This is a genomic window from Phenylobacterium sp. (assembly GCF_036264965.1).
Taxonomy (GTDB): Bacteria; Pseudomonadota; Alphaproteobacteria; order Caulobacterales; family Caulobacteraceae; genus Phenylobacterium.
The window spans coordinates 1-13,159 of sequence record NZ_DATAPY010000103.1 but is presented as its reverse complement, the minus strand read 5'-3'; the positions used below and the strand labels follow the sequence as shown (position 1 = coordinate 13,159).

The following is a 13,159-nucleotide window of genomic DNA, read 5'->3' as shown; positions in this document are numbered from 1 at the left end:
CGCACGCTGGAGAGCCTGGCGGCCAGGGTGTCGATCTCCCCGTCGGTGCGGTCGAGCCAGGAGAACTGACTGGCGATCCAGTCCTCAGGCAGCCGGCCGTCGCCCTCGGTGAGGTGCTCAAACACCGTCCGCACCAGGCGGAAGTGCTCGTCGATCGACAGCTTGCGGAAATCCGGCGTCTGGCATGCTTCCCAAAGCCGCAGGAGGTGGGCACGGTTCTTGGCCCGCTTCAGGATGTCCTCGTCCTTGGCCAGGTGGCGGAGCACGACCTCATCGAGGCTCTCGTCGGACAGCTTCAACCCGTCCCGGCCGGGCGGCTGGGCCAGGGAGCGCATCAGATTGGAGAGGGAGGAGAAGTCGAGCCGGGCGTTGCGCCATTCGGCGGCGGCCACCGGCTCGAAGGCGTGGTGCTCCACCGCCTCGACCAGGTCTTCGTCCATCTCGTCGCACTCGCCAGTCACCCCGAAGGTCCCGTCGCGCTGGTAGCGGCCGGCGCGGCCGGCGATCTGGCCGACCTCCTGCGGATAGAGCCAGCGCATGCGCTTGCCGTCGAACTTCCGAAGCCCCGAGAAGGCCACATGGTCGACGTCCATGTTCAGGCCCATGCCGATGGCGTCGGTGGCCACCAGGAAGTCGACCTCGCCGGACTGGTAGAGCGCCACCTGGGCGTTGCGGGTGCGGGGGCTCAGGTTGCCCATCACCACCGCCGCGCCGCCGCGCTGGCGGCGGATCAGCTCGGCGATGGCGTAGACTTGGTCGGCGCTGAAGGCGACGACGGCGGAGCGGCGCGGCAGGCGGGTCAGCTTCTTCGGACCGGCATAGGTCAGGCTGGAGAACCGCTCGCGGGTGACGATCTCGGCGTGCGGCAGGAGGCGCCGGATCAACGGCGCCATGGTCCCGGCGCCCAGGAGCAGGGTCTCGGCCGTGCCGCGCGCATGCAGCAGGCGGTGAGCGAAAACGTGGCCGCGTTCCGGGTCGGCGCAGAGCTGAATCTCATCCACCGCCATAAACTCGACCTCGCGGCTCAACGGCATGGCCTCGACGGTGCAGACGAAATAGTGCGGCCTGGGCGGGACGATCTTCTCCTCGCCGGTGATCAGGGCCACGGCGCGGGGGCCGCGCAGTTTGACGATGCGATCGTAGATCTCGCGGGCCAGCAGGCGCAGCGGCAGGCCGATCATGCCCGAGGCGTGGCCCAGCATCCGTTCGACCGCCAGGTGCGTCTTGCCGGTGTTGGTGGGCCCCAACACGGCCGCCAGTCTCGGTGGGGCTGCGCCTGTGGGCCGGTCGCTCATGACCTGAATTTGGGGGGTCGATGAGAGTCGGGCAAGCGGTGCTAGCTGCGGCGAACCTGCGCGGGGTCCAGGCGGAAGCCCGAAGGCAGCAGCTGCTCGATCGTCTGGCGCCAGGCTTCGCCGTCAGGGCCCAGGGCGATCACCTCGCAGCCTTCACAGGCGAATTCGAAGATCTTCTGCCGGCAGCCGCCGCAGGGCCAGACCAGGCCGGGCAGCGAGGAGGCCACATAGACGCGGGTGAGCCGGGCCGTTCCTTGCGTCACCGCTGCGGAGATGGCGCTGGCCTCGGCGCAGAGGCCCTGCGGATAGGCGGCGTTCTCGACATTGACGCCATGGTGGATCGTCCCGTCGGCGCCTTCCACCGCGCAGGCCACCTGTACGCCGGAATAGGGCGCATGCGCCCGCGGCAGCAGGGCGCGCAACGTCGCGGCGATCTCGGAAACATCTGTCATCGGGGAGCTGTCCCGAACGAACTTGAGGGACGGAAATGTCTACCCAGTTCCACCTGCGAAGGGAACCGCCACGGGCGCGACGGGGCGATCGGAACAACCTTTGCAACTCGCCACTTCTCCCGGCGCCTCCAACAGGGTTCTATGCGGCTAGGCGAAGCGGGGATTCGAAGCGATGCGTCGAGCAGCTTTGATCATCTTGTTGGCTCTGGTGGCCGCGGCCTGCCAGACCGTGAAGGCCGACCCTGACGCGGTGAGCCTGACACGGGCGATCTATGATGAGCTTCGGCTGGGACAGGACACGTCGCTGGCGGCTCAGGCCCCGGCGCTGAGCGGCCCGCAGGCCACCGCCCAGTTCGCCAGGCTTCGCGGCGTCATCCCGCCGGGCGAACCGCATGGCATGAAAGTGGTCGGCCAGGCGGTGCGTGATATTCCCGGCAGGGGCCGCGCCGAAGCCGTATCGCTGGAATACGACTACGGGACCGCCAGGACCCTGTTCCAGACCCGGCTTTTCCGGCCGCTGGGGTCGAAGGACTGGCGCGTGGCCGCCTTCAACCTGCGTGTCGCGACGCCCAGACAGCTGGCTGTCAACCGCCTCGCGCCGATCGGCAAATCCCCGTTGCAGTACGCCTTTCTGGCGCTGGCGCTGTCCTCGCCGCTGATGATGATCGCCGCCCTGGTCAAGGTGCTGCGCACCCCGGGGCTGACCTACAAATGGGCATGGGCCCCGCTGTGCTTCATCGGTCTGGTGGGCGTTCAGCAGAATTGGGCCACTGGCCAGACCCTGGTGGTCTGGAATTCGGTGCAGTTCTTCGGCTTTTGGCTGTCCAACAGAGGCTCGGCGTTCGACCCCTGGTTCATCACGGCCACGGCGCCGGTGGTCGCGCTCCTGGTGCTGGGCGGCGTCATCGCCAATCCGCCCCGCACGGCGATCCGGGCGACGGCCTGATCCGCCATCGGGCGAACCACGGCTAAGGATGGGCTGGAACAGGGGCGAAACGAATCGGGACCGAATCAGCTATCCTGCTAGATTCAGCCTTTGTTCACCGCAACATATTGTATCGCAACGGCGTTCGCACACAAGACGGTTAAGCTTCTCCCCGCAGGCGCGCGGCCAGTTCCCGGTACTCAGCGGCCGGCCCAGCCCGGCCCAGGGTCTCGTAGAACACCGCCAGATTATGCGCCGCCATGAAGCCGCCGCGCCCGGTCACGGCCCCGTCCAGGTCCGGCCGCTCGCCGATCTCCAGGCATCGCTTCCAGGCGCTTTCGGCCACCGGCAGGAAGTCGTCGAGCGCGCGGTCGGGCTCCTGGCTGGCCGCCTCCAGATAGAGGTCGCCGACCACGAAGTAGAAGTCGGGCGAGTCCAGCCAATGGGCTACCTCGGCGTCGGCCAGGGCGAGGGCGTCGGCCAGCTGGTCGTTGGCCTTCAGCGCGATCAGGGCGCGCACCACCAGGGCGTGGCGCCAGGGGGCGTCGCCCGGCGCCAGCCGCAGCGCCTCGGTGAAGCACAGCGCCGCCTGAGGCGCTTTACCCCGTGCCTGATGCTCCTTGGCGAGCTGGAACCACAGATAGGCGTCCTCCGGCGCAGCCTGGAGTTCCCGCATGAGCAGCGTCTCGTTGCGCGCGCCTTTGCGGGCCAGATTCTCGGCCAGATAGCCATCGTGGCCGATAGCGAGCGGCAGGCGCACCCGCGGCAGGTCCGGGACCGGCTGCTCGTGGATCCGGCCCTCGTAGGTTGCGCCGCGCGGCAGGATGCGGGCGATCCAGGACTGGCCCGCGCCCTCGGCGCCCGGCTGGTCCATGGCGCTTTCGATCCGCACCTCGCCCAGGACGCCGCCCGCACCGGCGGCCAGGACGTCGGGGCCGAGCGCCTCGGCGCCGCCAGCGATCCATTCGTCGGCGTCCAGCACCAGGTTCCAGTTGGCGTCGGAGTGAGCGAGGGCGGCGTTGCGGGCGGCGGCGAAGTCGTCGATCCAGACGAAGTCGTGGACTTCGGCGCCCGCGGCGCGCGCGATCTCGCGGGTGTCGTCGACCGAGCCGGTGTCCAGAACGATCATCTTGTCGACGTGCGGCCGCGCGCTTTCCAATGCGCGGGCGATGGCATGGGCCTCGTCGCGGGCGATCATCACCAAGGCCAGCCGGGTCACCGCACGCTCCTCCGCCGCCGTCAGGGCAGTGAATGATGTATAGGGAGCGCCGGCTGGAAGCGGAAACTTCGCCGCAGACGCCGCGGAATGGCCGCCTTACCTTGACGTGCGGCCCGCCCTTCCTCTATATCGCCCGCTCTCGCGCGGGGCCCGCCTCGCGGCGATCCCGTTTCTGCGAAGGTTTTCGTCCCATGTCGCGTCGTTGCGAACTCACCGGTGTCGGCCCGATGGTCGGCCACAATGTGAGCCACTCGAACATCAAGACCAAGCGCCGCTTCCTGCCGGCGCTTTCGCCCGCGACGCTGCAGTCGGACGCGCTCGGCCAGAGCTACCGTCTGCGCATCACCAATGCGGCGCTGCGCACGCTGGACTTCCGCGGTGGGCTCGACGCCTTCCTGCTGAAGGCTGGCGACGACGAGCTGTCCCCCAAGGCGCAGAAGATCAAGCGCCAGCTGAAGGCCAAGCTCGCCGAACAGGCTCCCGCCTGATCGCGCCAAGAACTGTCGTTCGGGAAAGGGCCGCTGGAAACAGCGGCCCTTTTTCTTTGGGCCCTGCCTGAGGCATAGCTCGCCCATGACCCATCCCGTCGACCGCCCCGCCTGGAGCGCCTTGACCACGCGACAGGCGCCGTTTGCCCTCGGTGGCGCGCTGGCCCTGCGCCTCGCCCCGGACTTCGGCCTGTTCGCCGCGGCCGCCGACGGCTCGGACGAGGCCCTGGCCGCCCTGGCGGCCCTGGTCGCCGCCCATGGTCCGGTCGCCACGGTGGAGGTGGTCGCGCAACCCCTGCCGCCGGGGATGGCCGCCACGCCACAGCCCGCCGTGCTGCAGATGGTCGCCGAGCGCCTGTCGCCGCGCGAGCCCGCCTTCGAGGTCACGCCGCTGACCGACGCCGACGCTCAGCAGATGCTGGCGCTGGCGACCTTGACCAAGCCCGGCCCGTTCTTCGCCCGAACCCACCAGCTCGGCGACTTCGTGGGTGTCAAGCAGGACGGACGGCTGATCGCCATGGCCGGCGAGCGGCTGAAGCCCGAAGGCTTCACCGAGGTCAGCGGCGTCTGCACCCACCCCGACCACCAGGGCAAGGGCTACGCCGCCGGGCTGATGGCGGTGATCGAACGCAGCATCCTGGCGCGGGGCGAGACGCCGTTCCTGCACGTCTTCGCCCACAACACCGGCGCGGTGCGGCTCTACGAAGCCCTGGGCTACACGGTCCGCACCGAGATGGACTTCACCGTGCTTCGCCCCGTCTAGGGTTTCAGCACCTCGTCGAACAGGTCGACGAGCTCCTTCCAGTGACGCTCGGCGTGGACCGGGTCGTGGACCGGCATGTCGGTGGGCACCCAGCCGTGCTTGGCGCCCTCCCAGATGGTCACCTTGGCGTCGAGGCCGGCGTCCTTCAGGGCGACGTCCAGGCGGTCCCGCTGCGCCGGATCGAAGCTACGGTCCTCGTCGGCGCCGGCGACCAGGATCCTGGCCTCCATCTTCGGCGCCAGCAGGTGCGGGCTGTCCTCGGCGTCGGTGGCCAGGTTGCCGCCGTGGAAGGAGGCCGCCACGGCGATCCGGTCGGGGAAGGTCCCCGCGGCCCTGATCGCGATGCCGCCGCCCATGCAGTAGCCGGTGACGCCAATCCGATCGGCCTTGGCCTGCGGCTGTTTGGTCAGCCAGTCGAGATAGGCCTTGGTGTCCTGCATCTGCAGCTTGGCGTTGGTGGAGGCCCGCAGCTTGGCGAAGAGGGCGCCCATCTCCGGATCGCCGGCGCGGGCCTTGGCGATGTCCAGCGGCGGATAGGGCCCGGCGCGCCAGAAGACGTCGGGCAACAGGACGTAGTAGCCGGCCTCAGCCAACCGCTCGCCCATCTCGAACATTGCCGGGCGGATCGCCGGGGCGTCCATATAGAGGATCGTCGCGGGCCAGGGGCCGGAGCCCTTGTCTGGCGTGAAGACGAAGGCTCGGGCGTCACCCTCAGGCGTCGGAATGGAAACGTCGGTCTTCACGCGCAAACTCCCAATTTCAATCCGCCGGGCATTTGAGATCAGGCCACGGCTTTGCGGACTTCCTTGAAGGTGGATCGCCGCGGCGCGCCGGAGGGGCCCTGCGTGTTGGGCGGCGGCTCCAGCAGGTTGGCGTTGCGGCGGGTCATCCGGCGCGGCTCTTCCTCAAAGAGCTCGGCCAGTTGGTCGGTGATGGCGCCGGCCAGCTGCTCCACGTCGACGATGGTGACGGCCCGGCGGTAGTAGCGGGTCACGTCGTGGCCGATGCCGATGGCGATCAGCTGCACCGGGCTCTTGGTCTCGATCTCGCCGATCACCTCGCGCAGGTGCCGCTCCAGGTAGTGGCCGGAGTTCACGCTGAGCGTCGAGTCGTCCACCGGCGCGCCGTCGGAGATCACCATCAGGATGCGGCGGGCCTCGGACCGGCCGATCAGCCGCTGGTGCGCCCACATCAGGGCCTCGCCGTCGATGTTCTCCTTCAGAAGGCCCTCGCGCATCATCAGGCCGAGGTTGCGCCGCGCGCGGCGCCACGGCGCGTCGGCGGCCTTATAGATGATGTGCCGCAGGTCGTTCAGCCGGCCGGGCTGCGGCGGCTTGCCGGCCTTCAGCCAGTCCTCGCGAGACGAGCCGCCCTTCAAGGCGCGGGTGGTGAACCCTAGGATCTCGGTCTTGACCCCGCAGCGCTCCAGGGTGCGCGCCAGGATGTCGGCGCAGACCGCGGCCACCATGATCGGCCGGCCGCGCATCGACCCGGAGTTGTCGATCAGGATCGAGACCACGGTGTCGCGGAACTCGGTATCCTGCTCTTCCTTGAAGCTGAGCGGCGCGGTCGGGTCGACGATCACCCGAGTCAGGCGCGCCACGTCGAGGATGCCTTCCTCCAGGTCGAACGACCAGGAGCGGTTCTGCTGGGCGAGCAGCTTGCGCTGCAGGCGGTTGGCCAGGCGCGAGACCACGTTCGACAGGCTGGCCAGCTGCTGGTCGAGATAGGCGCGCAGGCGCGTCAGCTCCTCGGCGTCGCACAGCTCCTCGGCGGCGACGATCTCGTCGTGGGCGGTGGTGAAGACCTTGTAGGTGACGACCTTGCCTTCGCCCTTCAGGTCGGGGCGCGCGGGCTGCTCGCCTTCGCCCATGTCCGGCGGCTCGTCGGTGTCCTCGGCGTTGGGGTCGTCCTCCGCCTGCATCATCTGCGAGTCGGCGTCCTCGCTTTCGCGATGGGTGGCGTCGTTCTCGTCCATCGAGGCCTGCTGCGGGGACTGGCCCTCGCCGTCGCCTTCGTCGTTGTCCTCGCTGGCGTCGGGGTCGCCCTCTTCGCTGGAGCCGTCGTCGTCGTCGGGCTGATCCGGCGCGTCGGAGAGGTCGTCGCCCATCTTCAGGTCGCGGATGATGGCCCGCGCGATCCGAGCGTAGGCCTTCTGGTCCTGCACCGCCTCGGTCAGACGATCCAGTTCGCGGCCGGCCTTGGACTCGATCTCGTCGCGGAACAGGTCGACCAGCGGCCGGGCCATTGCCGGCGGCTTCTCGCCGGTCAGCCGCTCGCGCACCATCAGGCTGACGATGTCGGCGTAGGGCGGATTGGACAGGGCCTCGATCTGGTTGAAGGCGCGCTTGGCCCAGGCCTGTTCGTGCACCGCCTTCAGGTTCTCGCGCACGCCGCCCAAGGCGTTGGCGCCGATGGCCTCCAGCCGCGCCTGTTCGATGCCGTCATAGATCGGCTGGCCCTGGGCCGTGTTGGGCCGGGTCTTGGCGTGGGCGACCGGGTCGTGGTGGGCGATGCGCAACGCCATCTGGTCGGCGAAGCCGCGGATCCGCGCGGCGTCGACCTCGGTCAGGTCGCGCGGCGGATGGGGCAGGACGGCGCGGTTGCCGCTGAGCTGCGGACCCTCGCCGGAATAGACGATCTCCAGATCCGGCGACTCGGCCAGCGAACGCGTCGCGTTGACCAGCGCGCGCTTGAAGGGCTCCAGCGGACTTTCCGGGTTCTTGGCCATCGTGGGTGTCTTAGATCAGGCGTGGGCCGGCGTGAAACAAGGATTCGCCCCGCCGGGTCAGGCGGCTCGCCGCTCGAACAGACGCAGACGGTCGTGGAGCCCGGGAAATCGCGGAATCTCGATGATCTCCAGGGCGCGGTATCGATCGGCGAGGATCCGACGCAGATTGTCGTCGCCGGTAATCGTGCCGCGGTCGTCGAGGATCAGAGCGAGGTTTCGGCCTGGCCGCAGTTCGCCGACCGCGTCCGCGGCCCAGGGCTCGTTTTCGCTGGGCCAGCTGCAGAAGAGGTCGCGGTCAGGATATTTCCGCACCGCGTCCACCGCGCCGAGTTGCTCGACCTCGGCATGACGGCTTACGGAAAACCCGTACGGCGACAGGCCGGTCCCGAGATCCGTGGCGATCATGTCGTGGCCTGCCGCCCGCATCATGGCGGTCCAGAACCCTGTGCCGGCGCCGACCTCCAGGATCGGTCCGAACCCACGTAGCGCCATTCCGGCCTCCCGGCAGGGCAGGGAGAACCCCCAATGGCGGACAAAGGCCTGTCGCGCATCGCGCAGCATCTCCGCGACGCCGTCGCCGGAAAAGCCCTGGGCCCGCAGGTCCGCGGCCGACGGCGGCGCGCCGCTCCGCACCCAGGCGTCGATGTCCTTCAACGCGGTCCCGGCCAAGGCGTCGTCCTCCGCCCGGCGCAGGATGGCGTGGCCTCGGGCGGTAATCTCGGCGTCGTTCATGCTGTCAGCCTAGCCGTCGCCGCCGATGGAACGCCATGGCCAAGCCGGCGTTTGCGCGTCAGATCCCGCGGGCCACGCGGGCGCAATTGGGAGAGAGACATGCTTCGGTGGGCTTTGATTTTCGCAGTCGTCGCGCTGATCGCAGGCGCCCTGGGCTTTGGCGGCGTCGCGGGTGCGGCGGCCGGCGTGGCCAAGATCCTGTTCTTCCTGTTCGTGATCGGCTTCGTGATCTTCCTGGCGCTGGGCGTCATGGCGGGCAAGCGGCTTAGCGGCCGCTAACCGCTTCCCTCCCCGTTCCGGGAAGGGACAGATCGCGCAGCGATCAGGGTGGGGAAGTGGCGTTCAAGCGCCGGCTCGGTGCTTTGGTCCCACGCTTCCCCACCCGTCTCGCGTTGCTCGCCACCCTCCCCCGAACGGGGAGGGAAGCGCGCCTACTTCTTCTTCGCCAGGTAAGCCTTCGATTCCGCGCCGACCACGTCGCCCAGATTGCCCATCACCAGGTTGGCGTCGATCAGGTGCAGGCCCCAGGCGGCGTTGACCTTGCCGCCCTGGACCACGTCGCCGGCGATGTCGTCGGTGCGCGGATCGGCGGGCACGGCGTTCACGTGCACCTCAAGGTAGGAGAAGCCGTTCTTCTGAACGCACTCGCCGGTGAGCAGGCCGGGCGTCGAGACGAAGGGCGTCTTCGGATTGGGCTTGTCCTTCACCCAGGTCGACTGGGCGCCGGAGTTGGTGATCTGGGCCCCGTTCGACAGGTAGGCGTGCAGGTCGGCCTTGCCGCCGCCTAGCGCGGCGGGGTTGGCGCAGGCGGCGATCTGGCCGTCGCTCGGCGCCTTGCCGAACAGGCTGTTCTCCGGCGGCGGAATGGTGTCGCGGAAGCTGGAGTAGGCGATGGCACACTGCGTCTGGCTGGCCGATTTGCAGAGCGGGAAATCCTTGAAGAGGCCGGTGTCCTTACCCTTGTCGATCGGCAGGCGGGTGCCCATCAGGATCGCCGAGATCACCTTCTTCTCCACCGGCTTGCCGTCGATCTCCTTGGAGATCAGCTGGGTCAGCACGCCCGAGCCCTGGCTGTGGCCCACCAGGACCACGCCGCGGCCCTTGTTGTCGTGCGCCAGGTAGTAGTTCCAGGCGTCGACCACGTCGTCATAGCCGGTGGTCGGCCGCCCGCCCGGCATCGGATGACCCGACTGCGCGGCGCGCAGGGCGGTGAGCGTGAACTGGCGGTACATCGGCGCATAGAGCCGGCACTTGGCCCCCAGCCGCGCGAACTGCGCCTTCACGACGTTGATCTCCGCCGCCGTGGGGGTCATGCCGCTGATGATCCCCGGATCGTTGGAGACCGTCGGATAGACGTAGAAGCAGTCGATCGGCGCCTTGGGATCGGCCTTGTAGGCCTCGGTGGTCTCACTCCCGTCGGCCTTCACGACCGTCGTGGAGAGGTCGACGTCACAATAGTTGTTCGTCGCCTTGTCCGGCCGGCAGAGCCAGGTCTCGGGCTTGGCGTAGTCGTTCTTCGGCGCCGCCGGCGCAGTCTGCGCGCTCGCCACGATGGCGGTCATCGCAAGCACGGCGCCCAAGCTCAGCGCGCCAAGCATCTTCCTGGTCATCAGATCCCCCGTTTTTCGTTGGTCAGTCGTGCCTACAGGATCGCGCGCAGGCGCGGCGCGGTCCAGCCATTTCGCGTCTGCAAAGCGTCCGCCGGAAACCCGAATACCTCTGTTCCTAGATCTCCGTTTGATCTGCTAGCCTCAGCTCGGATCCACGAGCAACCGGGGGTAGCTTGTATTCGGTCAATCTCCATGAGTCGCATTTCCCGGCCCAGGCCGACGACGAGGTAAGCGAAACCACCGTGGGCGGCGTCCTGCGGGCGCAGGCCGGGAAAACGCCGGGCGCCGAGGCCTTGGTCGAGGCCGACATCGCCGGGGCGCTCAAGCGTCGCTGGACCTACGGCGAGCTCTTGGCCGACGCCGAGCGTCTGGCCCGGGCGCTGCTCTCCCGATACCGGCCCGGCGAGCGCATCGCGGTCTGGGCGCCGAACATCCCAGAATGGGTGATCCTGGAATATGCCTCGGGCCTCGCGGGCCTGACCCTGGTCACGGCTAGTCCGGCCTACCGCCCCCGTGAGCTGGCGTACGTCCTGGAGCAGTCGGGCGCCGTCGGACTGTTCATCGTAAAAGAGCATCGGGGAAACCCGATGGCGGAGATCGCCGCCCAGGTGGCGGCGCAGGCTCCCGCGGTGCGCGAGGTCGTCGACCTGGAGGATGCTTTGACGCTCTACGCCGGCGAGGCCACCGGCAGCGCGCTGCCCGAGGTCCGGCCGGGCGATCCTGTGCAGATCCAGTACACATCCGGCACCACGGGCTTCCCAAAAGGCGTAGTGCTGCATCACCGCGGCATCACCAACAATGCGCGGTTCTCGATGGAACGGATGAGCCTGCGGAGGGGCGATGCGGTCCTTAATGTCATGCCGCTCTTTCACACGGCGGGTTGCGGCTTGCTGACCTTGGGCGCCGTGCAGTTCGGCGGCCGCCTGATCGTAGCGAGGCTGTTCGAGCCAGCGAGGATGCTGGACATCGTCGAAGCCGAGGGTGTGGAGTTCGTGCTTGGCGTGCCGACCATGCTGGTCGCGCTGCTCGAAGCCCAAGCCGCGCAGCCGCGCGACTTGCGGTGTGTCCGAACGATGGGATCGGGCGGCGCCATGGTCCCTCCGGAGCTGGCGAGGCGCGTCCGGGCGGAGTTCGGCTGCGACTTCTACATCGTCTACGGCCAGACCGAGAGCTCGTGTCTGCTCACGATCACCGACGCTGCCGATTGCGCAACCGTCGGCCAGCCGCTTGCGCAGACCGAGATCTCCATCCGCCATCCCCGGACGAACGCCGTGCAGCCGCCCGGCGACATCGGCGAGATCTGCGCGCGGGGCTACGGCGTCATGCTCGGCTACAACGACAATCCGGAGGCGACTGCAGCCACCATCGACGCCGAAGGCTGGCTGCACACCGGCGACCTCGGCGCCCTCGACGCGCGCGGCTATCTGAAGGTCACCGGCCGGGTAAAGGAGATGATCATCCGCGGGGGCGAAAACCTGTTCCCGGCGGAGATCGAGAACGTGCTGCTGGAACACGGCGACATCGCGGAGGCGGCCGTCGTGGGGGTTCCGGACGAGCGTTGGGGCGAGATCGTGGTCGGCTTCGTGCGCCTAGCCACGGGCTCCAGCCTCGACCGCGCCGCCCTGGTCGCCCATTGCCGGGAGCGGATCTCGCCGCAGAAGACGCCGGCGCACTGGATCGCTGTGCAGGACTGGCCGCTGACCGGCTCGGGCAAAATCCAGAAATTCGTGCTCCGCGACCGTTTTGTCGCCGGCGAGTTCGAGGCGGTTTAAGCCACCCGAACCCGCGCCGTGCTCTCCGGCAGGTCCTGCCCGAAGGCGCGCTGGAAGAACTCGGCCACCGTGCCGCGCTCCAGTTCGTCGCACTTGTTCAGGAAGGTCATCCGGAAGCCCAGCGCGATGTCGCCGCCGAAGATCTCGGCGTTCTGGGCCCAGGTGATCACCGTCCGCGGGCTCATCACCGTCGAGATGTCACCGTTCATGAAGGCGTTGCGGGTCATGTCGGCGACACGGACCATGGCCGCGATCGTGCGCTTGCCGTCGGCGGTGTTGTAGGTCGGCGCCTTGGCCAGCACGATCTCAGCCTCCACGTCGTGGGCCAGATAGTTGAGCGTGGTGACGATCGACCAGCGGTCCATCTGGCCTTGGTTGATCTGCTGAGTGCCGTGATAGAGCCCAGTCGTATCGCCCAGGCCGATGGTGTTGGTGGTCGAGAACAGCCGGAACCAGGGGTTCGGGCGGATCACCCGGTTCTGGTCCAGCAGGGTCAGCTTGCCCTGCGCCTCCAGCACCCGCTGGATCACGAACATCACGTCCGGGCGGCCGGCGTCGTATTCGTCGAAGACCAGGGCGATCGGCCGCTGGATCGCCCAGGGGAGCATGCCTTCGCGGAATTCGGTGACCTGCTTGCCGTCCTTCAGGACGATGGCGTCCTTGCCGACCAGGTCGATGCGGGAGACGTGGCTGTCCAGGTTTACCCGCACCAACGGCCAGTTCAGGCGCGCTGCGACCTGCTCGATATGAGTCGATTTGCCGGTGCCGTGATAGCCTTGGACCATCACCCGGCGGTCGTGCGCGAAGCCGGCGAGCAGGGCGCGCGTGGTCTCGGGATCGAACTTGTAGTTGGCGTCGAAGTCCGGGACATGCGGATCGCGTTCCTTGAAGGCCGGGGCCTTGAAGTCGAAATCCACGCCGAATGTCTCGCGCGCGTTGACCTCGTGGTCGGGGACCAGGGTCAGCAGCCTGTCGTCTTGGGTGTCGAAAGCGGTCATGGCCGGGTCGGATTACAGGCTTGCCGGGACGGACGCAAACAGGTGTTTGTTGCGCTGCAAGCGCCCGGCAAGCGGCGCTGAGGAGGCGAGGCCATGCTGAAGGAACGCGCGAGCCCATACCGCTGCATCGAAGTCACACCGCAGGCCAGCGGCTTTGGCGCGGAGATCACCGGC

The 13,159-nt window shown here is 68.4% G+C and carries 13 protein-coding genes; 5 read left to right on the top strand and 8 right to left on the bottom strand.

Features of this window, described 5'->3' with window-relative positions:
* On the bottom strand, positions 1-1,295 hold a 1,295-nt coding region (locus tag VHS75_RS13160), incomplete at its 3' end, for a helicase-related protein (protein ID WP_329639074.1).
* Positions 1,296-1,336: 41 nt separating this feature from the next.
* Positions 1,337-1,747, bottom strand: coding sequence for a cytidine deaminase (gene cdd / locus VHS75_RS13155; RefSeq protein ID WP_329639073.1), 411 nt, complete (start codon positions 1,745-1,747; stop codon positions 1,337-1,339).
* A gap of 187 nt (positions 1,748-1,934) precedes the next feature.
* Between cdd and VHS75_RS13150 the strand changes: the two genes are divergently transcribed.
* The gene (locus VHS75_RS13150) at positions 1,935-2,693 is read left to right on the top strand and encodes a hypothetical protein (protein ID WP_329639072.1); all 759 of its coding nucleotides are present in this window, start codon (positions 1,935-1,937) and stop codon (positions 2,691-2,693) included.
* A gap of 139 nt (positions 2,694-2,832) precedes the next feature.
* On the opposite strand, the gene VHS75_RS13145 is transcribed toward VHS75_RS13150, so the two are convergent.
* Positions 2,833-3,891: a glycosyltransferase gene (locus VHS75_RS13145; protein WP_329639071.1), complete on the bottom strand. Its 1,059-nt coding sequence runs from the start codon at positions 3,889-3,891 to the stop codon at positions 2,833-2,835.
* A gap of 191 nt (positions 3,892-4,082) precedes the next feature.
* On the opposite strand from VHS75_RS13145, the gene rpmB reads away from it, so the two are divergent.
* Entirely contained in the window at positions 4,083-4,379 is a 297-nt protein-coding gene (gene rpmB / locus VHS75_RS13140) for a 50S ribosomal protein L28 (RefSeq protein WP_329639070.1), read from the top strand.
* An 85-nt stretch (positions 4,380-4,464) separates the two neighbouring features.
* Positions 4,465-5,142 (top strand): GNAT family N-acetyltransferase, encoded by a 678-nt coding sequence (locus tag VHS75_RS13135; RefSeq protein WP_329639069.1) that lies wholly within the window; start codon positions 4,465-4,467, stop codon positions 5,140-5,142.
* Here VHS75_RS13135 and VHS75_RS13130 read toward each other — a convergent pair.
* From VHS75_RS13130 to VHS75_RS13120, 3 genes are read right to left on the bottom strand one after another with little or no spacing between them, the layout of a single operon-like run.
* The gene (locus tag VHS75_RS13130; RefSeq protein WP_329639068.1) at positions 5,139-5,885 is read right to left on the bottom strand and encodes a dienelactone hydrolase family protein; all 747 of its coding nucleotides are present in this window, start codon (positions 5,883-5,885) and stop codon (positions 5,139-5,141) included. The two genes, VHS75_RS13135 and VHS75_RS13130, sit on opposite strands and share 4 nt — an antisense overlap.
* A 38-nt stretch (positions 5,886-5,923) precedes the next feature.
* Positions 5,924-7,873: a cobaltochelatase subunit CobT gene (gene cobT, locus VHS75_RS13125; RefSeq protein ID WP_329639067.1), complete on the bottom strand. Its 1,950-nt coding sequence runs from the start codon at positions 7,871-7,873 to the stop codon at positions 5,924-5,926.
* Positions 7,874-7,930: 57 nt separating this feature from the next.
* On the bottom strand, positions 7,931-8,605 hold the full coding sequence (locus VHS75_RS13120; protein ID WP_329639066.1) for a hypothetical protein: 675 nt from the start codon (positions 8,603-8,605) through the stop codon (positions 7,931-7,933).
* Between the two features lie 99 nt (positions 8,606-8,704).
* Between VHS75_RS13120 and VHS75_RS13115 the strand changes: the two genes are divergently transcribed.
* Entirely contained in the window at positions 8,705-8,884 is a 180-nt protein-coding gene (locus VHS75_RS13115; protein WP_329639065.1) for a DUF1328 domain-containing protein, read from the top strand.
* Between the two features lie 152 nt (positions 8,885-9,036).
* Here the strand turns inward: VHS75_RS13115 and VHS75_RS13110 are convergent, their stop codons facing one another.
* The gene (locus VHS75_RS13110; RefSeq protein WP_329639064.1) at positions 9,037-10,215 is read right to left on the bottom strand and encodes a DUF3089 domain-containing protein; all 1,179 of its coding nucleotides are present in this window, start codon (positions 10,213-10,215) and stop codon (positions 9,037-9,039) included.
* Between the two features lie 173 nt (positions 10,216-10,388).
* Between VHS75_RS13110 and VHS75_RS13105 the strand changes: the two genes are divergently transcribed.
* Positions 10,389-11,987, top strand: a complete 1,599-nt coding sequence (locus VHS75_RS13105) for a class I adenylate-forming enzyme family protein (RefSeq protein ID WP_329639063.1) — start codon at positions 10,389-10,391, stop codon at positions 11,985-11,987.
* On the opposite strand, the gene cobS is transcribed toward VHS75_RS13105, so the two are convergent.
* Positions 11,984-12,985 (bottom strand): cobaltochelatase subunit CobS, encoded by a 1,002-nt coding sequence (gene cobS, locus VHS75_RS13100; protein WP_329639062.1) that lies wholly within the window; start codon positions 12,983-12,985, stop codon positions 11,984-11,986. The two genes, VHS75_RS13105 and cobS, sit on opposite strands and share 4 nt — an antisense overlap.
* Between the last annotated feature and the right edge of the window lie 174 nt (positions 12,986-13,159).

Excerpts from the sequence above, each read along its gene's own strand:
- cdd (WP_329639073.1), bottom strand. The coding sequence starts at position 1,747 with ATGACAGATGTTTCCGAGATCGCCGCGACGTTGCGCGCCCTGCTGCCG.
- rpmB (WP_329639070.1), top strand. The coding sequence starts at position 4,083 with ATGTCGCGTCGTTGCGAACTCACCGGTGTCGGCCCGATGGTCGGCCAC.
- VHS75_RS13135 (WP_329639069.1), top strand. The coding sequence starts at position 4,465 with ATGACCCATCCCGTCGACCGCCCCGCCTGGAGCGCCTTGACCACGCGA.
- cobT (WP_329639067.1), bottom strand. The coding sequence starts at position 7,873 with ATGGCCAAGAACCCGGAAAGTCCGCTGGAGCCCTTCAAGCGCGCGCTG.
- VHS75_RS13120 (WP_329639066.1), bottom strand. The coding sequence starts at position 8,605 with ATGAACGACGCCGAGATTACCGCCCGAGGCCACGCCATCCTGCGCCGG.
- VHS75_RS13115 (WP_329639065.1), top strand. The coding sequence starts at position 8,705 with ATGCTTCGGTGGGCTTTGATTTTCGCAGTCGTCGCGCTGATCGCAGGC.
- VHS75_RS13110 (WP_329639064.1), bottom strand. The coding sequence starts at position 10,215 with ATGACCAGGAAGATGCTTGGCGCGCTGAGCTTGGGCGCCGTGCTTGCG.
- cobS (WP_329639062.1), bottom strand. The coding sequence starts at position 12,985 with ATGACCGCTTTCGACACCCAAGACGACAGGCTGCTGACCCTGGTCCCC.